The 23,028-nt window shown below is 72.6% G+C and carries 16 protein-coding genes and 1 pseudogene; 9 read left to right on the top strand and 8 right to left on the bottom strand.

Features of this window, described 5'->3' with window-relative positions; all coding sequences use genetic code 11:
- Positions 1 to 29: 29 nt before the first annotated feature.
- Positions 30 to 4,487, bottom strand: a complete 4,458-nt coding sequence (locus tag ACWF79_RS20370) for an HAD-IC family P-type ATPase (protein WP_453729506.1) — start codon at positions 4,485 to 4,487, stop codon at positions 30 to 32.
- A gap of 541 nt (positions 4,488 to 5,028) precedes the next feature.
- Here ACWF79_RS20370 and ACWF79_RS20365 point away from each other — a divergent pair.
- From ACWF79_RS20365 to ACWF79_RS20355, 3 genes are all read left to right on the top strand, one after another.
- Positions 5,029 to 5,421, top strand: a complete 393-nt coding sequence (locus tag ACWF79_RS20365) for a CBS domain-containing protein (RefSeq protein ID WP_453729585.1) — start codon at positions 5,029 to 5,031, stop codon at positions 5,419 to 5,421.
- A 143-nt stretch (positions 5,422 to 5,564) separates the two neighbouring features.
- Positions 5,565 to 6,755 carry a polysaccharide pyruvyl transferase family protein gene (locus tag ACWF79_RS20360; RefSeq protein WP_453729505.1) on the top strand — a complete coding sequence of 397 codons (1,191 nt, stop codon included), beginning with the start codon at positions 5,565 to 5,567 and terminating at the stop codon, positions 6,753 to 6,755.
- A 31-nt stretch (positions 6,756 to 6,786) separates the two neighbouring features.
- Positions 6,787 to 8,196 (top strand): FAD-dependent oxidoreductase, encoded by a 1,410-nt coding sequence (locus tag ACWF79_RS20355; protein WP_453729504.1) that lies wholly within the window; start codon positions 6,787 to 6,789, stop codon positions 8,194 to 8,196.
- Positions 8,197 to 8,367: 171 nt separating this feature from the next.
- On the opposite strand, the gene ACWF79_RS20350 is transcribed toward ACWF79_RS20355, so the two are convergent.
- Complete coding sequence (locus ACWF79_RS20350) at positions 8,368 to 8,697, bottom strand: plasmid stabilization protein (protein ID WP_453729503.1); 330 nt, start codon at positions 8,695 to 8,697, stop codon at positions 8,368 to 8,370.
- A 162-nt stretch (positions 8,698 to 8,859) separates the two neighbouring features.
- Positions 8,860 to 10,344 carry a glycosyltransferase gene (locus tag ACWF79_RS20345; RefSeq protein WP_453729502.1) on the bottom strand — a complete coding sequence of 495 codons (1,485 nt, stop codon included), beginning with the start codon at positions 10,342 to 10,344 and terminating at the stop codon, positions 8,860 to 8,862.
- A gap of 58 nt (positions 10,345 to 10,402) precedes the next feature.
- Between ACWF79_RS20345 and ACWF79_RS20340 the strand changes: the two genes are divergently transcribed.
- Both ACWF79_RS20340 and ACWF79_RS20335 read left to right on the top strand, forming a co-directional pair.
- The gene (locus tag ACWF79_RS20340; protein WP_453729501.1) at positions 10,403 to 11,188 is read left to right on the top strand and encodes a glutamate racemase; all 786 of its coding nucleotides are present in this window, start codon (positions 10,403 to 10,405) and stop codon (positions 11,186 to 11,188) included.
- Between the two features lie 59 nt (positions 11,189 to 11,247).
- Positions 11,248 to 11,823 (top strand): hypothetical protein, encoded by a 576-nt coding sequence (locus ACWF79_RS20335; RefSeq protein ID WP_453729500.1) that lies wholly within the window; start codon positions 11,248 to 11,250, stop codon positions 11,821 to 11,823.
- A 34-nt stretch (positions 11,824 to 11,857) separates the two neighbouring features.
- Here the strand turns inward: ACWF79_RS20335 and ACWF79_RS20330 are convergent, their stop codons facing one another.
- Entirely contained in the window at positions 11,858 to 12,946 is a 1,089-nt protein-coding gene (locus ACWF79_RS20330; protein WP_453729499.1) for an O-antigen ligase family protein, read from the bottom strand.
- Between the two features lie 259 nt (positions 12,947 to 13,205).
- Between ACWF79_RS20330 and lnt the strand changes: the two genes are divergently transcribed.
- Genes lnt through ACWF79_RS20310 form a run of 4 tightly spaced genes read left to right on the top strand, consistent with a single transcriptional unit; the run spans position 13,206 to position 18,286 of the window.
- Positions 13,206 to 14,807, top strand: a complete 1,602-nt coding sequence (gene lnt / locus ACWF79_RS20325; protein ID WP_453729498.1) for an apolipoprotein N-acyltransferase — start codon at positions 13,206 to 13,208, stop codon at positions 14,805 to 14,807.
- Positions 14,808 to 14,865: 58 nt separating this feature from the next.
- Positions 14,866 to 15,348 carry an NUDIX hydrolase gene (locus tag ACWF79_RS20320; protein ID WP_453729497.1) on the top strand — a complete coding sequence of 161 codons (483 nt, stop codon included), beginning with the start codon at positions 14,866 to 14,868 and terminating at the stop codon, positions 15,346 to 15,348.
- Between the two features lie 55 nt (positions 15,349 to 15,403).
- A complete protein-coding gene (locus ACWF79_RS20315; protein WP_453729496.1) occupies positions 15,404 to 16,333 on the top strand; it encodes a 3-hydroxybutyrate dehydrogenase in 930 nt (309 codons plus the stop codon).
- A 54-nt stretch (positions 16,334 to 16,387) separates the two neighbouring features.
- Positions 16,388 to 18,286, top strand: a complete 1,899-nt coding sequence (locus tag ACWF79_RS20310) for a helix-turn-helix domain-containing protein (RefSeq protein WP_453729495.1) — start codon at positions 16,388 to 16,390, stop codon at positions 18,284 to 18,286.
- A 65-nt stretch (positions 18,287 to 18,351) separates the two neighbouring features.
- Here the strand turns inward: ACWF79_RS20310 and ACWF79_RS20305 are convergent, their stop codons facing one another.
- From ACWF79_RS20305 to ACWF79_RS20290, 4 genes and pseudogenes are all read right to left on the bottom strand, one after another.
- Positions 18,352 to 19,722: an MFS transporter gene (locus ACWF79_RS20305; RefSeq protein WP_453729494.1), complete on the bottom strand. Its 1,371-nt coding sequence runs from the start codon at positions 19,720 to 19,722 to the stop codon at positions 18,352 to 18,354.
- A 578-nt stretch (positions 19,723 to 20,300) separates the two neighbouring features.
- Positions 20,301 to 21,233: a hypothetical protein gene (locus ACWF79_RS20300; RefSeq protein WP_453729493.1), complete on the bottom strand. Its 933-nt coding sequence runs from the start codon at positions 21,231 to 21,233 to the stop codon at positions 20,301 to 20,303.
- 14 nt (positions 21,234 to 21,247) lie between these two features.
- On the bottom strand, positions 21,248 to 22,096 hold the full coding sequence (locus ACWF79_RS20295) for a papain-like cysteine protease family protein (RefSeq protein ID WP_453729492.1): 849 nt from the start codon (positions 22,094 to 22,096) through the stop codon (positions 21,248 to 21,250).
- Positions 22,097 to 22,322: 226 nt separating this feature from the next.
- Positions 22,323 to 23,028 (bottom strand): annotated as a pseudogene (locus ACWF79_RS20290) (hypothetical protein); the annotation flags it as partial.

Below are 23,028 nucleotides of genomic sequence, written 5' to 3'. Positions count from 1 at the left end.
CCGTACGGGGCCTTGGATCGGGGCGGTGGTCAGCTCTCGACGGCCGCTGCGAGCCGGGAGGTGAACCAGGGGCCGAAGAAACGGCCGAGGAGCGTGGCCGCGGCGATCGCGCCGATGGTGATGGCCCAGGCCACCGGTCCCAGGGGCGTGCACCCGAAGAACTGGCTGACGCCGGGCAGTTGGATGATGGCGGCGAGGATCGCGGCGGAGCCGAGCCCGGCGACGAGGACGTTGCGGTCGGGGCCGCCGGTCGTCAGGGTCTGGACGAGCTGGGTGCCCACGACGGCGGCGAGGGCGACCGTGGACGCGCGCCGGCCGCGGCCGGTGACGCGGGCCGCCGTCCAGGCCAGACCGGCGCCGAGAGCGGTGATCACGCCCCGGAGCAGCATCTCTTCGGTGAGAGCGGTACCCAGCGAGCGGTGGGGGCCCTCCGCGAGGAGGCGTTCGCCGGTCTGCCCGGACGGTTCGCGGACCGCGATGGCGAGCGAAGGGGCAAGGTCGGTGAGGAGGTTGACGAGCATGATCTGCCGCGCGTTCAGCGGCGTACTCCCCGTGATCATGGATACGAGCACGCTGAAGGTGACCTCACCGAGGTTGCCGCCGATGAGGATCGCGAGCGCCGCGCGGACCGACGTCCACATGGCCCGCCCCTCCATGAGCGCGGACACGATGGTCTCCAGCCGGTCGTCGGTGACCACCAGATCCGCGGCCGCCGTCGCGGCGGGGGTGCCGCGGCGCCCCAGCGCGATCCCGACGTCGGCGAGCCTGATGGCGGGGGCGTCGTTGGCCCCGTCACCGGTCATGGCGACGACCCGCCCGATGCGCTGGTAGGCCTGGACGATCCGGACCTTGTGGCTGGGGCTGCAGCGGGCGATGACGTCGATCGTCGGCAGCCGCTCGTCCAGGGTGTCGTCGTCCATCTCGTCGATCTCGGGACCGGTGGAGACGCGGGGTTCCGTGGTGTCGTCGCTGATCGTGGAGGCGATGGCGTCGGCGGTGGCCGGGTGGTCGCCGGTGAGCATGACGGTGTGGACGCCCGCCTCGCGCAGCCGGGCGGTCGCCGGCGCGGCGCTCTCCCGTACGGGATCGGCGAGGGTCAGGAACCCGAGGAAGACCAGGTCCTGGACTGCGTCGTCCGTGAGTTCCTCGTCGGACGCCATGCGGCGTTCGGCCACGGCGAGGACGCGTCGCCCGGCCGCCGCCAGACGCTCTGCGGCCTCGGCGAGATCCTGGCGCGCCGCGTCGTCGAGAGCCGCCGACCCGTGCGCCTGACGGCGCCGGGAGCACCGGCCGACGATGCTCTCGGGCGCCCCCTTGACGCTGAGCAGCTCACCACCGCTGCTGTGCCCGGCTGTCGCGTGGTAGGCACGGGCCGGCTCGAAGGGCAGGGCGTCGGTCCGTCGCCAACGAGCCGCTCCCGTACGGGTGGTGACGTTCGCCCGGCGCGCTCCCTCGACGATCGCCCGGTCCGTCTGATGGGCCATCGGCTCCTTCTGCCGGGCGGGCGGCGTGGCGCGCAGCGCGGCTGCGAGGACGTCCTTGCGCGGGGCGTCGAGCCGGTCGAGGGAAACGGCTTCCCCGCCGTCGCTGATGGCGGTGAGCTCCAGCGTGCCTTCGGTGAGCGTGCCGGTCTTGTCGAAGCACAGGATGTCGGCGCGGCCGAGGGCCTCGATGGTGCGGGGGTTGCGCACGAGGGCGCCCTTCGCGGCGAGCCGCCGCGCGGCCGCGAGCTGGGCGGCGTTGACGAGGAAGGGAAGCCCCTCGGGTACGGAGGCGACCGCCAGGTTGACCGCCGAGGCCAGATTGTCCGTCAGGGGACGGCCGTGCAGGAGGCCGGACAGGGCGACGGCGACCGCGGAGCCCAGCGCGATGGGCATGCTGGAACGGGTCAGGGACGACAACCGGGCCTCCACCCCGGTCTCGGGGGCGGCCTGGCGGGCGGTGGCGAGGCTGCGTCCGGCTTCCGTCGCGGGCCCGGTCGCCACGACGACGGCGACGCCCCGACCGGAGGAGATGGTGGTGCCCTCGTACAGCATGGAGCGGCGGCCGGTGAGGTGTGCGGCGACGACCGGGGCGGGGTCCTTGGTCACGGCGAGGGATTCCCCGGTGAGGGACGACTCGTCCACTTCGAGGCCTTGCGCCTCCAGCAGACGGCAGTCGGCGGGGACGACGTCCTCGGGCCCGAGGGCGACGACGTCACCGTGGACGAGGTCGCTGGAGGTCACCAGACGCTCCCGGCCGTCCCGTCGTACGGAGGCACCGATGGCCGACTGGGCGAAGAGCTCGGCGAGGGCCCGGTCGGTCCGCACGCGCTGGAAGCCGCCGGTGAGGGCGGAGACACCGGTGATCGCGGCGACCAGGCCCGCGTCGGTCCGGGATCCCACGGCCGCGGCGAGAGCGGCACCGGCCGCGAGGACGGGGGTCAGGGGATTGGAGAGCTCTTCGACGAAGGCGTACGGAAGGGTCAGCTTCGCCGGCTCCCCGGTGGAGCCGGTGCGCAGCCGATCGGTGGCCTCCTGCTTGGTCAGGCCTTCCGGCCGCGTCCGGAGCCGCTCCAGCACCCGGTCGGAGGGCATCAGGTGCCAGGGGACATGCGTCACCGGGGGAGTGAGGGGACGGCTCAGGAGTTGCCGCGCCCGCCAGGTGCCGAGGCCGAAGGCGACGGCACCGGCCGTGTTGCTCACGGCCAGGACGCGCGCGGTCGCCCGGGCGGCAGGACCCTGCAGAGCGGCGACCGCGCCGATCCCACTGCCACCGCCCGCCAGGTGGTGGCTGTCGCGGTCCACGACCGCCGCGATACCGACGGCGTCGACGATCAGACCCGCGGCTTCGAGATCCGCCCCGACGAGGACGTGTGCTCCCCACGGTGTGTGTTCCTCGTCGCGGTGCACGCCGATCGCGCAGTCGGCGGCCCCGAGCGCGCGGCGATCGCCGGAGATCAGCAGAACGACCGCGCCGTCGGCCTGCAGGCCGCGGACCGAAGCCGCCAGGCCCTCGCCCGCGGGGAGGACGGCATCGGCGAAGGCGAGGCCGGGATGTTCCCGGTCGGACGCCACCACCACCCGTGCGCCGGCCCGTCGAGCCGCCGCGGCGACCGCCTCGGCCCCAGGAGCCGACTGGGTGCCGAGTCCTGCCACGGCCTGGAGCCGGCGCCCCCGGGCCAACCCCAGGATCTTCTCGCTGCCGCGTTTCAGCAGCCGTTTCGCCGCCTTGTGACCGGTTCGGCCGTCCAGGTCCAGCTCCTCCAACGGGCCCAGCACCCACCGCCCCGCGCGGTTGACGGCCAGCGGCGCATCGGAGTCGAAGAGCGAGAAGAGCCGCTCGGAGACGTCCACGGGGTCGGCGCCTTCGAGCGGTTCCAGGTCCACCGGCTCGTACCGGTCTCCCCGCAAGGCCTCCTCGTCGAGGACGATGGTGTCCACCTGCCCCAGGCGTCGCAGCGCGGTGCGGTCCATCGTCACCACACCGCGCAGGGCCAGGTAGCGCCCCAGAGCGGTGGCGAATCCTTCCCGTCCCGCCGCCGGCGCCTTCGGCACCGAGGCCACACCGACGGCGATCGCCTTACGGAGACCGGCGAAAGGCCACGTGGCCAGACCGGCGGCGAGGCCCGCCGCCAACGACCGCTCCGCATACCTGTCGGCACTGTCCTGCGGCGGTGGCCCTTCCCGGCCGACCGTCACCGCGTCGGCCGCGGCCTCTTCCGGACCGCGGACGAGCGCCGCCTCGCGCTCGCGCCACGCACCGCGTTCCGCGCTCGCCTCTCCCCACACGGCGAGACGCTGCATCACATCCAGGGCAAGACCGCCACCACCGGTGGCCACACCCTGGACCAGCGCCCCCACCACCGGGAGCAGCGAGTCCGCGATCTCGCCCGGTCCGACGTCCTCCACGAGGTGGCGCAGCCGGGGGTGGTACCGAAGGGCGTCGATTCCGCCGGCGACCTCCGACGGCAGCCTGAACCACGGCGCGAGCCGCCGCAGCGTGACGACGGCGAGGCCGAGCGTGTCCGCCACCAGGGCGGGCACCGCGGGGAAGGGCAGACCCTCCTCCGGGTGGTGCGGCTCCGGCTGCCACTCGTCGAACGCCTCCGCGTCGGCCGCGTGATCGCCCTCGGCCCGCTCCACCAGGGCGACCAGTTCACGCTCGGTCGGAGCCGGCGATCCGACGGCGATGATGACGCGCTCCATGGGGGCGTTCACCCGCGCCCACGTCACCCCGGGATGTTCCTCCACCGCCCGTACGACACGTCGGGCGACGGCCGCGCCCCGGGGGCCATGGACGCCGGAGACCGCGACGTAGCAGCGGCCGGACGACCACGACACCTCGCGACCAGGTCCGGCCACGAGAGTCTCCGCGGTGCTCCAGACCGCCCGGGCGCCGGACGCCGCGTGGGAGACGGCCCCGGTGACGATCGAACGTACGAAGGGCGGCATCCCGAGGAACGAGGCCTGCTCCTGGGATCCTGGCCCGGGCCCTGACTCTGACACGAAGCACGCCTCCTCGGTCAGATCGATCATGCGGCGGACGAACTTAGAGGCAGTCTCATCCACGCCCATGAAAGCGGCGATATGGGATAGACCTATTGATAAGACCTCCTACTCGTTCCTCACCCGAACAGACGAGGCGATACTCGTGACCTCCACATCCCGCACCCACGGCAGTACGACGTCCGCATCTCATGAGCCGGATCAGCGCTCGGTCACGCTGACCATGCCCTCGCTCGGCGGGGTGGCCGACGGCGCGCTGAACGCCGTCATGCTTCCCATCGCCGTCGCGCGGAAGGTCCTGCCCGCCAAGAAGGGACTTCCGCTCTATCTGGGTCTCGGCGCTCTGGGAGCCGCGGAAGTCCTCGAATGGCCCGTAGCCATCGGCATAGGGGTCGGATATGCCGTCCTGCGGCGCGACGGCGGCGTCCTCGCCGGACCGGCGGGCACCCCCACCCCCGCGGACAAGGCGTCGACGACCACGTCCGACCTGACCGGCGCGGAGAAGGCCGGGGAGAAGGCCACCGTGACGGCGCGCGAGATCATGACCCCCGACGCCACCTGCGTCGGCGCCAAGGAGACCGCCCTGGACGCGGCGAAGAAGATGACCGAGCTCGGCGTCGGAGCCCTGCCGATCTGCGGTGCGGACGAACGGCTCAAGGGCATGCTCACCGACCGCGACATCGTCGTGAAGGTGCTCGGTGCCGGCAAGGACCCCGCCAAGGTCAAGGCCGGGGAGCTGGCCCAGGGCAAGGTCGTCACCATCGGCGCGGACGACCCGGCCGAAGAGATCCTCACGACGATGAGCCGGCACAAGATACGCCGCCTGCCGGTGATCGACGGCCACGTCCTCGTCGGCATCGTCGCCCAGGCGGATGTCGCCCGAGCCCTGCCGGACCCCCAGGTGGGCGAGCTCGTCGAAGCCCTCTCCGTCTGACGCTGCCGATTCGGCGCTCGGGGTGCAAGCTGGAGGCACGCCGAGTCGGAGGCGCCCGGCCGGGGGCGAACCCGGCCCGGGCTACCCGGACCTAGGAACGGCGAGTCCCCGCGGCTTCGCGGTGGTCACCACGGGAGGTGGTCATGGATGACGGACGCGTGGTCACCGTAGGAGTGTTGGGGTCCTACGGCGGGCGGAACGTGGGCGACGAGGCGATCCTCACCGCCATGCTCGAACGGCTGCGGGCAGGGCGCCCGGACGCCGCCTTCAGGGTGTTCTCACGGGACCCCGCCCACAGCCGGAACGTTCACCCGGACGTGCAGGTGGTGGGCTGGGAAGGCGTCAGCAGGGAGCGCACGGTCCAGCACCTCGAAGGGCTCAGCGCCCTCGTCCTCGGCGGCGGCGGAATCCTCTACGACACCGAGGCACGCCGATACCTCCGTCTCGTACGCGCGGCGCAGGACCGTGGCATCCCTGTCTTCACGTACGCCGTCGGCGCCGGCCCCCTCACCGACGAGACCGACTGCCACTGGGTGCGCGCCACGCTCTCCGAGGCGGCCGAGGTGACCGTACGCGACGAGGAGTCCAAACTCGTCCTGGAAGAAGCCGGCCTGGACCGGCCCATCACCGTCACCGCCGACCCGGCGCTCCTCCTGAGCCCAGGAGAAGGCGGGAGCGCCCTCCTGCGCGCCGAGGCGGTCCCCGAGGGCGTACGGCTGATCGGGATGAGCGTGCGGGAACCGGGCCGGGCCGCCGAGCACCTGGACGAGGAGGGCTACCACCAGCTCCTCGCGCAGGTGGGCAACTTCCTCGTCAACCGGCTCGACGCCCACGTCGTCTTCGTCCCCATGGAACGCGACGACGTCCGGCACGCCCACGCCGTGGCGTCCCAGATGTCCGAGGCCGGGAGGTGCACGGTCCTACGCGGCGTGCACCGCCCGCAGCAGGTGCTCGACATCGTCACCCAGCTCGACCTGGCCATCGGCATGAGACTGCACTTCCTGATCTTCGCGGCCCTCGCCGGGATTCCTCTCCTCCCGTTGCCCTACGCGGGCAAGGTCTTCGACTTCGCCCAGCAGATGGGCGTCCCCGCCCTGCGCGGTGTCGTCAGGGAGAACGCGGGACTCCTGCTCGCGGAGGTCGACCGCCTGTGGGACGAGCGAGCGGCTCGCGCGGCCGACTCGGCCGCCAGGGCCGCCGCGATGCGGCTGCGCGCGGAAGTCACCGCGGAGCGCTTCCTGTCGTTCCTGGAGGGCATTGCGCCGGCCCCCGCCACACCCACCCCCGCCACCGCACCTTCCACCACGCCCGCCTACGTGGCGCCGGTCGGCTGAGCCTGGGCGGCCGCGCCTTCGAGGAGATGCCGTGTCCTACTTGATCCCGCCGCGCGTCCCACGGACCGTGCAGCTTCCGCCACGCGACGCTCTGCACGCGGGCTCCACCCAGGTCCTGGTCGTCGGCGGCGGGCCTGCCGGCATCGGCGCGGCCATCGGCGCGGCCAACGCGGGCGCCCAGGTCACCCTCGTCGAGCGGTACGGCTTCCTCGGGGGCAACGCCACCGCCGCGCTCGTCATGCCCCTGATGAGCTTCCACAACGAGATGAAGCAGGCCGTCGGCGGAGACGCCGGGCGTCTGCTGCCGCCCGACCACGGCGAAGGCGAACCGGTCGTCGGTGGCGTCCTGTGGATGCTCCTCGACCACCTGGTGCGCGCCGGAGCGGCGACCCCGCCGACCGTCGAGACCGGTTACACGGTCCCCTTCGACGCCGAGCTGTTCAAGCTGGTGCTGTACGAGCTGCTGGAGACCCATGAGGTCCGCACCCTCCTGCACGCCTTCGCCTCCGCGGTCCTGCCCCTGCCGGACCGCGTTCGGGCGGTGTTCGAGACCAAGTCCGGCCCGGTGGTCATCGACGCCGACGTGATCGTCGACTGCACCGGAGACGGTGACGTCGCCGCGGCCGCCGGAGCCGCCTACGACATCGGGCGCCCCGAGGACGGCTGGACACAGCCGATGACCCTGATGTTCCGCATGGTCCGCTTCGACCACGAGGCGTTCGCGTCGTACGCCCGGGCCAACCCCGACCAGTGGAAGGGCGTGCACGGTCTCTGGGACCTCGTCCGCGCCGCCACCGACGCGGGCGAACTGGACCTGCCGCGTGAGGACATGCTCTTCTTCGCGACACCCAACGAGGGCGAGGTGGCGGTCAACTCCACCCGCGTCACCGAGGCGATCGGCTCCAGCGTGTGGGACCTCACCCGCGCCGAGTTCGTCGCTCACCGCCAGATGGGGCAGATCGCCCGGTTCCTGCGCAGCCGCGTGCCGGGGTTCGCCGACTCGTACGTCGTCCAGAGCGGGGTGCAGGTCGGTGTCCGGGAGTCGCGCCGGATCGTGGGCGAGTACCAGCTCACCGGCGACGACGTACTCAGCGCGCGCACGTTCGACGACGCCATCGCGCGAGGCGCGTACCCCGTGGACATCCACAACCCGAGCGGCCGCGGGACCACGCTCAAGCGGCTGCCCCGCGGCATGTCGTACGACATCCCCCTGCGGTGCCTTCTGCCGCGCGACGTGGAGAGGATCCTGGTCGCCGGCCGCTGCATCTCGGGCGACCACGTCGCCCACTCCTCGTACCGCGTCATGCCCATCTCGATGGCGACGGGACAAGCGGCCGGCGTCTGCGCGGCGCTCGCCTCGACCCACGGCACTCCGCTCCGTGACGTCGCGCCCGGCGAGGTCCAGCGAGAACTCCGCGCCCAGGGCGCGAGCCTCAGGTGAGGACGGGACGGAAAAAGGACCCGGGGGCCGTCAGCTGTCGACGCGCCGGTCCGGGCCTGTTCGTACGGTCGGCGCCCAGGCAGTTGTCGGCTGTCTGGGCGCCGACCGGTGGCCGGGGCGCGGGGGAACGGATCGGACGTACGGCCTCGACGGCGTCCGGGGTGCGCACGGTCAGTGGCCGAGCGCGTTCTTGAGCTGCTGCTTCGTCATGGTGGAGCGGCCTTCGATGCCGCGCTTCCTCGCCTCCTGGTAGAGGTCGTCCTTGGTGCGCTCGGACGAGCTGCCCCCGCCGCGGGACTTCTCCCCGCCGCGCTGGGAGGCGGACTTGCCCTGGGTGGAGCTGCGGCTGGCCGACTTGGTCTCGCCGGAACGCGCGCGTTCCTTGTTCACCGTGCGGGAGGCCATCTCCTTCGCACGGCCTTCGGACATACCGCGATCCTTGCCGGACTCCTTGATGTGCTCGTACTGCCGTTCGCGCTTGGAGCTGCTTCCTCGGGGCATGGCGGTGGCCTTTCTCCATGGGAACTTGGGCTTCTCGCTCATGCTGCGCGTACCCGGTCCGGCGTGCATCTCACATGCGCCGAACGGGAACCGGGATCTCCATGCGGCAGACCGCCGACGAGGCACAGGGCCAGGCCTCAACTGGGCTCCGCACCAGGTGAGTCACCGGTCGGGCGCCGCCTCCGGTCGGGTACGGGTGTCGGCGCGGCCCTCGGCTCCGTTGTCCGGGCGGGCATAGGTCCGCCCCTTCCAGGCGGCGCCGCGGCCCCGATAGTGCTGCACGGCCGAGTCCACCGTCATGAGGAGGTAGAGCAGCGCGGTGAAGGGGAGAGTGGGCGCGAGCCAGAGGGGCTGCCGGTAGTAGCGGAGCATCGGGAGGTACGTCCCCACCATCACCGCCCAGGCGAACCCGCCCGCCCAGCCTGCCACCGCGTCCCCGCCGAACAGCCCGGCCGCCAGGGCCACCGGCGGAGCCAGGTAGACGACGGCGAGTCCGGCGACCGTCCCGGCCAGGATGAGCGGGTTGTGCCGGAGCTGGGCGTACGCGCTGCGCGAGACCATCCGCCACAGATCGGCGAGGTGCGGATACGGGCGGACGGAGTCCACACGGTCGGCGAGGCCCAGCCAGATCCGCCCGCCGGCCCGCCGCACCGCCCGGGCGAGCGACACGTCGTCGATCACGGCCTGCCGGATCGACTCCGGCACGCGCGCCCGGTCGACCATCACGGTCCGCAGGAGCACGCAGCCGCCGGCGGCGGCGGTCGCCCGGGGGCGGCGGCGCCGGTTGATCCAGCGGAAGGGATAGAGCTGGGCGAAGAAGTAGACGAAGGCGGGCACCACCAGCCGCTCCCAGCCGCTCGCCACCCGCAGGCGCGCCATCTGGGACACCAGGTCCAGCTGGTTCCCGACCGCGGCGGCCACGAGCAACCGCAGGCTGTCGGGCTCGTGCGCGATGTCGGCGTCGGTCAGGAGCAGGAACTCGGGCCCAAGGGACGCGGTTCCGGGGGCGTGCGCGGCGCGGGCCCCGTCGCCGGGGGCGGCGCGAGGCGCGTCGACGGGCGCGGCGGGGCGCCCGGCTTCGGGGTCGCTTGTGCCGCGGGAGCCGAAGCCCGGGGCGTTCCCGTCGCGGTGCGGGGCGTCGAGGTCGCTTGTGCCGTGGGAGCCGAAGCCCGGGGCGTTCCCGTCGCGGTGTCCGACGCCCGGGGCAGCCGTTCCCCACCACTCGCCGCCGTCGCCTTCCAGGCCACGCGCGCGTGCCAGGGCGATGCCGTGCCGGAGGGCCCACAGCTTGCCCGTCCAGCCCGGCTCGGGCTCCCCGGGCGACGTCACCGTCAGCGGCAGCCCGCCGTACCGCGCGGCCAGCTCGGCGGCCAGCTTCCCGGTGCCGTCCGTACTGCCGTCGTCCACGAGCAGGACCTCCGCCTCACCCGGATAGTCCTGGACGAGCAGCGACGGCAGGCTCAGCGGCAGCACCTCGGCCTCGTCCCGTGCCGGCACGACGACGGCGACCCGCGGCCACGTCTCCGGCTCCACGCGCGCGTGGCCGACCGGCAGACGTTGATCGGTACGCCAGAAGAACCCCTGGCCCAGCAGCAGCCACCCCCAGGCGGTCAGTGAACCCATGGCGATCCAGGCAACGGCGCTCATTTGCCGCAGTCTGCCCCAGATCGGGGGAGACGCAAGGGTGGTCGGCTAGGGTGACCGGGTGAAGATCGCGCTCATGGACTCCGGAATCGGCCTGCTCCCGGCAGCAGCCGCGGTTCGCCGACTGCGGCCCGACGCGGATCTGGTCCTCTCCAGTGACCCCGACGGAATGCCCTGGGGCGCACGCACCCTCGAGGACCTCACCGAGCGCGCCCTGGCCGTCGCCCAGGCCGCCGCCGCGCTGGAGCCGGACGCCTTGATCGTCGGCTGCAACACCGCCACCGTGCACGCCCTGCCCGCGCTGCGCGCCGCGCTGGAACCCCGTATCCCGGTCATCGGTACCGTCCCGGCGATCAAGCCGGCCGCCTCGGGCGGCGGCAAGGTCGCCATCTGGGCGACGCCGGCCACCACCGGCAGCCCGTACCAGCGCGGACTGATCCGGGACTTCGCCGACGGCGCGGAGGTCACCGAGGTGCCCTGCCCCGGGCTCGCCGACGCGGTGGAGCACGCGGACACCGACGCCGTGGAGCGAGCCGTGGCCGCCGCGGCCGAACTCACCCCGCGCGACGTACGGGCCCTTGTCCTCGGCTGCACGCACTACGAACTCGTCACCGAACAGATCCGCGCGGCTGTGCAGTCCGCCGATCTTCCGCCGGTGGTTTTCCACGGCTCCGCCGGGGCAGTCGTAGCTCAGGCACTGCGCCGTATCGGTGCCGTGCCCGCGCCCACCGCGATCCCGTCCGGCGGCCTCACCGTCCTGCTCAGCGGTCGGCCCGGGGAGCTGCCCCCCGCCGCCCTCGGGTACGCCGAAGGCCAACTGCTCAGGGCCGCGGCAGCCGCGCACTGACGTGTTGCGTGCGCCTCGAAGAAGCGCCGTATGAGCGGAACGTGAGTAGGGTGCTACGCATGAGTGACCACCATCGTCACCCCCGCCATCCCCGCCCCCTGGACACGGACGCCCCGATTCCGGAGGTGTGGATCGGCCGCGCCACCAACCGTCTGCAGTGGGTCGCGGCGGTCGCCGGGGCCGGCTGCATGGCACTCGGCATCACCCTGGCGGTCGACTCGCCGTGGACGTCCGGCGTCGCGCCGCTGCTGATGGCCGTGATCGGCTGCGTGGCGGCGGGCCTGCTGGTGCTGTTCGGCACGCTCGCCTTCGTCCATGTCGAGGTGAAGGTGGACGACCAGGCCCTGGAGATCCGCTGCGGCCACATCGGAGTGCCCCGCCGCCGGATCCTGCTCTCCCAGGTCGCGGACGCCGACTACCTCCCGAAGGTCACCCCGCACGACTGGGGCGGCTGGGGCTACCGCTGGCGCCCCGAGAAGGGCAAGGGAGTCATCGTCCGCCGGGGCGAGGCGGTCCTGCTGCGGCTGAACGACGGCCGCACGTTCACGGTCACCGTCGACGACGCCGAGTCCGGCGTACGCGTCATCCGCGAGCGCCTCCGCCCGACCACCCCCACGGGGTCGACGGGGGTCTGAGCGGCCGGCCCCATGGCCCGTCGCCGTCCGGTCGTCAGCTCCTCCTGGCCAGGTCGGCGCCGCCGACGATCCCCGCGACCGATCCATCCGTCGTCTCCAGGCCGGTGCCCAGGCCGGCCGTCGCCAAGCCCGCGAGGAGGCCCGCGAAGGCGGTCACCGGGGTGAAGCTCAGCGCGTTGCCGACCGTGGCCAGGGCGGCCAGCGCCGTCAGGGACGCGCCCGCCGTGAGCACGACCGCCGTCGGGCGGGGCGAGGACCGCAGCCCCCACAGCAGCCAGCCGTAGGCCGCACCCAACAGGACCACCCCTGGAACCCCCTGCTCCGCGGCCTGCTGGAGCGCCGCCGAGTGCGGTTTGCCGTCCGCGGCGAAGGTCTCCCGAGCCGTCGGGCTCAGCGCGCCGAACCGGTCCGGGCCGACCCCGAGCACCGGGTTCTCCTTCGCGAGTTCGACCGCGTCCTGCCAGAGCAGCACCCGGTGCCGGGTCAGCTGGCCCTCCAGCGAGACCGCGAGCCCCTCCGGAAGCCGCTCCTCCGCCACGGCCCACGACGCCCCCACCACCAGCCCCGCCGCCAGGGCGAGCCCTGCCAGACCGAGGAGCCGACGCCGCATCCGTACCGCTGCCAGGGAGCAGAGCAGCACCCCGGTCGAGGCGACGAATCCGACCACCGAGCCGAGCGCCAGCGCCGCACCGGCGACGGCCAGGGCGAGGGCGCGCAACAGGAGTCGGCCGTGCCGCGAACCGGCCGCCGAGGCGGCACAGCAGGCCGCTCCGGAGGCGAGGACGAGCAGCGCCGCCGCCGCTCCCGTATGACCGGTCGGTACGGCGCCGACCGGGGTGGCTCCCGGGATGCCGTGTCCGGAGGCCAGCGCGAGGCCGAGCGCGACGAGGGCCACCACGACGGCGGCCGCCACCGGGAGCAGCGTGCCGGAGATCCGGCCGCAGGCGTACCCGGCGGTGAGCGCCAGCACGGCGAGCAGAACCCCCTCGGGGCGCGCCTCCCGCCCGGCCGCGCTGATGAGCGACCACAGGACACACGCGCCCAGGACCAGCACCCCGACCACGTCCGCGCCCCGGCTCCCGCCCTCGCGCACGGCGGCCCCCCGCGCCGCAGATGCAGCCATCCCCGTCGACCCCCGCTCCGTCTGGCCGACACCGTAACGGTGCGGCCAGGGATTTGGGGAGCAGATGCGCAGAAACGTTGCGGCAGAAGTGAAGGAAGGGTGACGAGGGGCGGCGCGCGCGCGGCGGTCCACGCGGGGGACGACCGAGGGCCGCCCGCGCCCGCCACCCCCCAAGTCGCGCTCTCCGCCCCACCGCCCCGCTCAGAGGTCACAGGCGCCCCGCTCAGAGGTCGCAGGTCGGCGCCGTAGACTCCGCAACGTGAGCACCACCATCACTCCCGTCGACGCATCCGGTCCCGACGCCGCCCCCGAGCCCGGGCCGGCCGGTCTTCGGCGGCTCGTACGGCCCGGCGCGGCCGTTCTGGCCGGGGCCCTGCTCTTCCTGAGCTTCCCGCCCCGCCCCCTGTGGTGGCTCGCGCTGCCGGGCTTCGCGCTCCTCGGCTGGGCCCTGCGGGGCCGTCGGCTGCGCGCGGGCTTCGGCCTCGGCTACCTCGCCGGTCTCGGTTTCCTGCTGCCGCTGCTGATCTGGACCGGCTCCGAGGTCGGCCGCTTCCCGTGGATCGCGCTGTCGGCCGTGGAGGCGCTGTTCGTCGCCGCCGCCGGCCTCGGCATCGCGGCCGTCTCGCGGCTCCCCGGCTGGCCGGTGTTCGCCGCGGCGGTGTGGATCCTCGCCGAGGCGGCACGCGCGCGTGCCCCGTTCGGCGGCTTCCCCTGGGGCAAGATCGCCTTCGGCCAGGCGGACGGGGTCTTCCTTCCGCTCGCGGCCGTCGGCGGCACCCCGGTGCTCGGCTTCGCCGTCGCCCTCTGCGGCTTCGGGCTGTACGAGGTGATCCGCCAGGTGCGCGCCTACCGCGCCACCGGCACCGTCCCGCGCGGCCCGCTCGCGGCCGCCGCCCTCACCGTCCTCGTCCCGGTCACCGGCGCCCTCGCCGCCCTGCCGCTCGTCGACGACGGTGCCGAGGACGGCACGGCGACCGTCGCCGCCGTGCAGGGAAACGTTCCGCGCCTCGGGCTCGACTTCAACGCGCAGCGGCGCGCGGTCCTCGACAACCACGTCGCGCGCACCGAGGAACTGGCCGAGGCGGTGGCGCGGAAGAAGGAGCCGCAGCCGGACTTCGTCCTCTGGCCGGAGAACTCCTCCGACATCGACCCGTACGCCAATCCCGACGCGGCGGACGCCATCGACCAGGCCGTGAAGAAGATCGGCGCGCCGACGGTGATCGGCGCCGTCGTCGCCCCGCCCACCGGCAAGCTGCGCAACACGCTCATCGAGTGGGACCCGGAGAAGGGCCCCGTCACCACCTACGACAAGCGCCACGTCCAGCCCTTCGGCGAGTACATCCCGATGCGGTCCTTCGTCCGCGTCTTCAACAGCAACGTGGACCGTGTCAGCCGCGACTTCGGCCCCGGCGACAAGATCGGCGTCTTCGACCTCGCCGGTACCAAGGTCGGCCTCGCCACCTGCTACGAAGCCGCCTTCGACTGGGCCGTGCGCGACACCGTCACCCATGGCGCGCAGCTCATCTCGGTCCCGAGCAACAACGCCACCTTCGGGCGCAGCGAGATGACGTACCAGCAGCTCGCGATGTCGCGGGTCCGGGCGGTCGAGCACAGCCGCTCCGTCGTCGTACCGGTCACGAGCGGCGTCAGCGCGATCATCGCGCCGGACGGCCGGATCGTCGAGCAGTCGGAGATGTTCACCCCGGACGTGCTGGTCGAGAAGGTGCCGCTGCGCTCCTCGCTGACCCCCGCGACGCGCATGGGCACGCTGCCGGAGGCGCTCCTTGTTGCGGTGGCGGCCGCCGGCCTCGGCTGGTCGGTGCTGCGGTCCGTACGCGCGCGCCGGAGCCGCGAGGCCTGAGAACGGGGGCCCCGGGCTTCACCCCGGGACTTGATCCACCGGGGCATAGGGTCGAGGCATGGGTACACCTGACTTCATCCGCGAGATCCGTGCCAGCGCCGGCCACCAGCTGCTCTTTCTGCCGGGCGTGAGCGCCGTCGTCTTCGACGACCAGGGCCGGGTGCTGCTCGGCCGACGCGCGGACAACGGCCTCTGGGCCATCGTCGGAGGCATCGTCGAACCCGGCGAGCAGCCGGCCGCCTGCGCCGTCCGCGAGGTGTACGAGGAGACCGCCGTACGCTGCGAGGCCGAGCGCGTCGTGATCGTCCAGACCCTGCGCAAGCCCGTCGTCTACCCCAACGGCGACACGTGCCAGTTCATGGACGTCACCTTCCGCTGCCGCGCGGTCGGCGGCGAGGCCCGGGTCAACGACGAGGAGTCGACGGAGGTCGGCTGGTTCGACGTGGACGACCTGCCGCAGATGAAGCGGTTCTCGCACTTCCGGATCGAGCAGGCGCTCCTCGACGAACCCACATGGTTCGACCCCATGCAGAGCAGCTGAAGTATGGCTTCAGCACACATCGGTTGAGGGCGGGGCGCTTCATACAGTGCGGAGCATGAGCGCCCCCACCACATCAGGTCCCATACCTGCGCAGGTACCGGCACCACCTGTCCCGGCTCCCGCTGCTGCCGACCAGTCTCCCGGTGCCGACCACGCTCCCGTTGCCGCACAGGCTCCCGGCGTCGCACAGGCCCCCGGGGCCCTCGCCGCCCCCGGCTCCGTCCTGCTCGACCTCGCCGGCCGCACGGCGGTCGTCACCGGCGCGGCCGGCGGCATCGGCCGGGCCTGCGCGCTCAGGCTCGCCGCTTCGGGGGCCACGGTCAGAGCGGTCGACCGGGCCGCCGACGGGCTGGAGGCCCTCGCCGAGGCCGCGGACGGACTGCCGGGCGTCGTCGAGCCGCAGACCCTGGACCTGACCGACCTCGACGCCGCCGAGCAGGCGGCGGCGGGCGCCGACATCCTCGTCAACAACGCCGGCCTGCAGCTCGTCCGCCCGATCGAGGAGTTCCCGCCGGAGGTCTTCCACACGGTCCTGACCGTGATGTTGGAGGCGCCGTTCCGGCTGATCAGGGGCGCTCTGCCGCACATGTACACCCACGGCTGGGGCCGGATCGTCAACGTCTCCTCCGTCCACGGACTGCGGGCCTCGGCCTTCAAGTCCGCCTATGTGGCCGCCAAGCACGGTCTCGAAGGGCTCTCCAAGACCGCCGCGCTCGAAGGCGCCCCGCACGGCGTCACCTCCAACTGCGTCAACCCCGGCTATGTGCGTACGCCCCTGGTCGAGCGGCAGATCGCCGACCAGGCCGCGGCCCACGGCATCCCCCCGGAGCGGGTCGTGACCGACGTCCTCCTCAAGGACTCGGCGCTCAAGCGCCTCCTCGAACCCGAGGACGTCGCGGAGGCGGTGCTCTACCTCTGCACTCCGCAGGCCTCCTTCATCACCGGCGCCTCCCTGACCCTCGACGGCGGCTGGACCGCGCACTGACGGGTTTTCCACAGGGGTGGTGCTCCCACCCGTACGGCAGGTATCCCTGTGTCCATGTCCCAAGAACCGGTCTCCTACCTGGAGCTCCTCGCCCGAGGCGCCGCGGCGGAGGCGTACGACCGGCCCGTGCTGCTCGCCCGTGCGAGCGGCGCGGGCCCCGAGGCGTTGGCCGAGCTGGAGCGGGCCAAGCAGCTCGCCCTGCGCGTCCGGGCCGAGCTGGAGGGGAGGCGGCGCCGCGAGGCGGAGCTCTCCGCCCTCTTCGAGACCGCCCACGACCTCGCGGGACTGCGCGACCTCGACGCCGTGCTCCGCGCCATCGTCCAGCGCGCCCGCTCCCTGCTCGGCACCGAGGTCGCCTACCTCAGCCTCAACGACCCGGCCGCCGGCGACACGTACATGCGGGTCACCGAAGGCTCGGTCTCGGCGCACTTCCAGCAGCTCAGGCTCGGCATGGGGGAGGGCCTCGGTGGCCTCGTCGCCCAGACGGCCCGCCCGTACGTCACGGAGAACTACTTCGACGACGCCCGGTTCCAGCACACCCGCACCATCGACTCGGCCGTCGGCGACGAGGGGCTCGTCGCCATCCTCGGCGTCCCGCTGACCCTGGGCAGCCAGGTCATCGGCGTGCTCTTCGCCGCGGACCGGCGCGCCCGGGTCTTCGGCCGGGAGCAGGTCGCGCTGCTCGGCTCCTTCGCCGCGCACGCCGCCGTGGCCATCGACACCGCCAACCTCCTCGCCGAGACCCGCTCGGCCCTGGCCGAGCTGGAGCGGGCCAACGACATCATCCGGGAACACAGCGGCGTCCTGGAGCGGGCCTCCGAGGTCCACGACCGGCTCACCGAACTGGTGCTGCGCGGCGGCGGGGTCCACGACGTGGCCGACGCCGTCTCCGAAGTCCTCGGCGGGCGGGTCGAGTTCATCGAGGACTTCGCGGACGGACGCGCCTCCGCCCGGCTCGCCGAGGGCCGGGCCCTGCGCGAGGGCGACCGCTGGGTGGCGGCCGTCGCGGCCGGCGGCGAGACCTTCGGCGCCCTCGTCCTGCACGGCCAGCCCGAACTCGACCCCGTCGACCAGCGCACCCTGGAGCGGGCCGCGCTGGTGACCTCCCTGCTGCTGCTCGCCCGCCGCTCGGCCGGGGAGGCCGAACAGCGTGTACGGGGCGAACTGCTCGACGACCTCCTCGACTCCCCCGACCGCGACCGCCGCCTGCTGCGGGAGCGCGCCGCCCGGCTCCGTACCGACGTCGACGCACCCCACGTGGTGCTCGCTGCCCGGATCGACCGCGCGGGAGCCGGGGGAGAGGCCGACACCGGCGTACGGGAGAGCGCGGACCGGCAGCGCCTCTGGTCGGCCGCCTCGCACCTGGCCGCCACCCGGCGGGGCCTGGCCTCCGCGCGCGACGGCGGGACGGTCCTCCTGCTCCCGCTCGGTCCCGGGGAGGACGCCGCCGAACTGGCCCGGCAGACCGCGAAGCACCTCGGCGGCGCCCTGCGCGAACCCGTCACGGTGGGCGCCTCGTCGCCCGTCTCCTCACCGCTCGCCGCCTCCGGTCAGGTCGCCTCCGCGTACGAGGAGGCCCGCCGCTGTCTGGACGCCCTGCGCCTGCTGCGCCGCTCGGGCGAGGGCGCGGCGGCCGAGGACCTGGGCTTCCTCGGGCTGCTGCTCGCCGACACGCGGGACATCGAGGGGTTCGTCGACCGCACGATCGGTCAGGTCATCGCGTACGACCGGCGAAGAGGTACGGACCTGGTGCGCACGATGGACGCGTACTTCGCGAGCGGGATGAGCCCGGCGCGCACGAAGGACGACCTTCATGTCCATGTGAACACCGTGGCCCAGCGCGTCGAGCGCATCGGCCGCCTCCTCGGCCCGGACTGGCAGTCCCCGGCCCGCGCCCTGGAGATCCAACTGGCCCTGCGCCTGCACGCGATGTCGGCGGCGGTAACCCGCTGAGCAGCGAGGAAGGCGCCGGCCTCCCTGGCGGGGGACCGGCGCCTTCCTGACTGGTTCGACCGTGCTCAGGCGTCGGCGCGAACAGCGGTGGTGGCGGGGGCGGCGTCCTCGGCGACCTCGGAGAGATCGCGATTGCGGGTCTCGCGGGCGCAGGCGATGGCGACGACCGTGAGGAGGGCGGCGGCGATCACGTACAGGGAGATCGGGGTCGAGGAACCGTAGTCGCTGAGCAGCGCGGTCGCGATCAGCGGCGCCGGGGCGCCTGCGGCGACCGAGGAGAACTGGGCGCCGATGGAGGCTCCGGAGTAGCGCATCCGGGTCGCGAACATCTCGGAGAAGAACGCGGCCTGCGGTGCGTACATCGCGCCGTGGAGGACGAGACCGACGGTGACGGCGAGCAGCAGCGCACCGAACGAACCGGCGTCGATGAGCATGAAGAACGGGAACATCCAGGCGCCGACGCCGACCGCGCCGATCAGATAGACCGGCCTGCGGCCGATCCGGTCCGACAGCGCGCCCCAGGCGGGGATGACGGCGAAGTGGACGGCGGAGGCGATGAGGACGGCGTTGAGCGCGGTCTGCTTGGAGAGGCCCACCTGGGTCGTCGCGTAGACAAGGATGAACGCGGTGATCACGTAGTACGAGATGTTCTCCGCCATGCGGGCGCCCATCGCGATCAGCACGTCCCGCCAGTGGTGCCTGAGGACGGCGACCAGCGGCATCTTCTCGACCTGGGAGGCGGCGGCCTTGCGCTCCTCGGCGGCGGCGAGCGCGGCCTTGAAGACGGGCGACTCGTCGACGGAGAGCCGGATCCACAGGCCCACGATCACCAGCACACCGGAGAGCAGGAACGGTATGCGCCAGCCCCATGCCAGGAACGCCGACTCGGACAGGAGGGCGGTGAGCGCGGAGAGTACGCCGGTCGCGAGCAACTGCCCGGCGGGCGCCCCGGTCTGCGGCCACGAGGCCCAGAACCCGCGTCGCTTGGCGTCCCCGTGCTCGGAGACGAGCAGCACGGCCCCGCCCCACTCACCACCGAGCGCGAACCCCTGCACGAGCCGCAGCGCGGTGAGCAGCAGGGGAGCGGCGGAACCGACGGTCGCGTGCGTGGGCAACAGCCCGATCGCGAAGGTGGCTCCCCCCATCAGGAGCAGACTGAGCACCAGCAGCTTCTTGCGCCCGAGCCGGTCACCGTAGTGCCCGAACACCAGCGCTCCGAGCGGCCGGGCGGCGAACCCGACGGCATAGGTGAGGAAGGACAGAAGCGTACCGACGAGCGGGTCGGAGTCGGGAAAGAAGAGCTTGTTGAACACCAGCGCGGCGGCCGAGCCGTAGAGGAAGAAGTCGTACCACTCGATGGTGGTGCCGATGAGACTCGCGGCGACGATGCGCTTGAGGCTGGACGGGGCTGGCGGAGCGGTCGCGGGGGAGGACATCGGCACCACTTCCTGGCGTTCGACGGGGACGTTTGCGTGTCGCCACACCGTAGGAACGTGCAGGTCAGAGGCGTATGTGGCGGGACACCATAGTTCTCGGGCCGCGTGTGCGCGGGGCCACCATGAGAGGGGCGCCGGCGCTGGTTCGAGTGTCATTTCGAAGGGCGACGTAAGGCTGTCCGAGTGGCACTGTTCGACGTGTTTTGGTGGGCCGGTGCTGACTCCCGTGCTGGTTCGGTGCTGACCTGAAACCGCATGTCAGCACCACTGATCAGCTCTCCCGTGCTGACTTGGTGCTGACTGCGCAGCGTAGAGCTCCGGCATCACCTTGCCGGTCACGGGGCCTCTCGTGGGCTTGATCGTCATCATCGTGCTCCCTGGGTACCGAGGCTGTGGTGCTGTGCGACCTGTCGGGGACAGCGCTCGATCGTTCTGTGTCTCATCAGGCCCTTTCGCAACTCAACGGGTCTGGTTGCCGTCCGGACCGTACGGCCGGGCCTCCTCCCGCGCCCGTGCGTATCCGACGAGGGAAGTCGTCAGGCTGTGCACGGGAGGGGCCCGGCCTTCCACGGGTCAGGTCAGCGCACGCCGGCAGTCCTCCGGCGGCGTGCGAAGACCACCGCACCGCCGGTCGCCGCCAGGGCCGCGGCCGCGGTACCGGCTATCGGCTCCCAGGACGCCTCGACTGCCGGCGTCGCGGACACGGCGGCGGCCTGGGCCGGCTGGTCATCCACGAGGCCGCCGTACCCGCCGGCCATGCCCTTGCGGTCGTACTGCGAGCCGGGCAGTTTGTCACCGTAACGGGCGGTGACCAGCTTCTGGTAGGCGGCGAGGGTGATGGAGCGCTTTCCGCCGAGACCGCTGGTCGCCTCCTTGTTGAGCGGCTCGATCATGCCTTTGGCGGTGAGCCGGTACCAGGCGTGGATCTGCGGTTCGATGAAGGTGCGGGCCTGCGGGGTGCCGCGTTCGGCAAGGCTGACATCCTTATCCCCGTCCCGGATGCCGGCCAGTTCCCAGCCTTCGGCGCCGACGTTCCGCGGGCCGCTTCCCTTCGCGGTCGCGTTTCCCTTGGGTGCGAGCAGTACGGCGGCGTGTTTGCCGTCGGAGGCGGTCACCCGGGAGGCGAGGTAGGAGAGCCGCAGCGCGGTCTGCGGGGTGGCCCGGGTCTTGCCAGCCACGAGCTCAGGGCTGATCTCGAACATGGGCACCGGGTCCTTGAGTTCGAACCCGGGCGGCGCGGCGTCCGCGGCGGGTGCGTTCTTGGGTGCGCCGGCGGTGCCGCCGTCCGCGGCGGCCGCAGTGCCGCGCTGTCGCGCCGAGACCAGGAAGCGGGAGACGGTGTCCCGGAGCTGGTCGCTGCGGAGGGTGTGCTGGGCGGACTGGTAACCCGCGATGCCGCCGCCCTCTGCGCCGTGTGCGGAAACGTTTACACACAAGACGGCGGCGAGCGTGGTCGTGGCGAGGACGGCGGCCCGGACGGCCGCGCGCTTGGTGCGTCGCATGGTCTGCATGGTCGGTCTTCTCCTCAGCCCTGGATCCCGATGCGGGAGTGGGTCCACTGGAACGAGTTGTTGTTCGCGTAAGTGGAGTAGTTCCACCAGGTGTAGGTCTGGGTGGTCTGCCACGGGTCGCCTACGGCGATCATGTTGGTGGCGCTGTCGTAGCCGTAGATGACGTTCATGTGACCGCCGCCGGTGCGCCAGCCGAACCGGACGGCGAACGGCCGGCCTGCGGCGATCTCAGCGGCGGACTCGTTGAACGAGGCGTTGCGGTACAGGCTGCGGCCGCTGTTGCCCAGTCCCAGCTTGGCCAGGCCGTTGCCCATGTCTTCCAGCGTCGCGGGCTGGTTGTTGCAGTTCACCCAGGTGCCCTGGGCGGCGAGCTGGCAGAAGCGCTCCTGGCTGACGGTGTAGCCCCAGTGTTTGGCGATGGTCACGCCGGAGGCGTCCCAGCACCACTGGGTCCTGACCTGCTTCTGCATGTCGATGTTGATCGTCTTCGCGGTCGCGGGGGTGGGTCGGCTCGAACCGCAGACCGGCAGGGCGGTGGTGTTCTCCTTGATGAAGGCGTCCGCGATGTAATACGAGCCGGTGTAGATCCACCGCGGGTTGTTCTCCACGGTGTCGCCGGTGGTCCGGCAGGACATCTGGATCTCGTCGCCGACCTTCGAGGAGCCTTTTACCTGGGCCGAGAGGGACGGCTTGGCCCGGTGGTTGATGGCCTTGTAGTTGTTCGGCCCGCCGATGACCGTGCCGGTGACCGTATCGGCCTGGGCGAGGGCACCGAAGCCGAACAGCAGACCGCCGGAGAGTGCGGCGGTGACCGCGGCGATCAGCGCCTTCTTGCGGCGGGACGTGCGACGCCTGTGCATCATGCTCCTTGATCCGAAATGTGGGGGAACCTGCTTGCCCAGCAACCCGGTCGTCCGGGGCTGCGGCGCAGATGCGGGGGGCTGCGGCTGCGGCCCCCCGGGTTCGGCGTTGATTCGATAAGTGATGGCCAGTCAGTCAGACGCTGTCCGCCCCTGAAGTGCGCCGTCACTCCAGGGCAGCGGGCGAAGTTCACACGGCTCGATGCGGTTCGACCGCCCCGTCGCCCTGTTACAGCCGGCGGGCTCGGGCGCGCCGGATGAGCACCACCCCGGCGGCAGCCCCCATGAGGACGGCCACAGTCATGCCCGTCATGGCCCAGGGGAAGGTGCTGTGGCTCCTGTCGCCGGCCGGGGCAGGCGACGCCGACGGGCCGGTGGGCGCTGGGGCCTTGACCGATGGCACGCCTGCGGTCGAGGAGCCGGTTGTAGCAGGGGCGGTGGGCGTGACCTGTCCGGTGGGCGGAACCGGATCGACGACCGGTACGGCGACCTCGCTCTCGCCATGTCCGAGCGAGGGGAATCCGACGTGAACGTGCACCTTCCAGGTGCCGGCCGGTAGGACCTCCGTCGTGCTCCAGCCCTTGCGCGTGCTGCTGCCCGCATCGCGGACCAGCCGCCAGGGCCCCATCGCGCGGGTGCCGTCCACACTGGTCGCGTTCACGGTGCCGGCGACCGCCTCGTCGATGGGGTCCCCGTCGTTCTCCCAGGTGATCTCGGTGGTGACGTGGCCCTCCCGCTGCCCGGTGACCACGACCTTGACGGTGTCGCCGTGGGCGTGGGCCGCCGTCGGCACGGCCAGGGCCAGCGGCTGGGCGAGGAACAGGAACAGGGCTCCGAGTCCGGTGCGGACCGGAAAGGCGTGGCGTGTACGCATCGTTGTGGTGTGCTTCCTGGTGCGCTGGGATCCGAGGGCCCGGCGGGCGGCTGCCTGGGGC

This window comes from Streptomyces sp. NPDC054975, assembly GCF_053609105.1.
The sequence above is the reverse complement of the archived record's forward strand: the minus strand, read 5'-3'. Positions and strand labels throughout refer to the sequence as shown.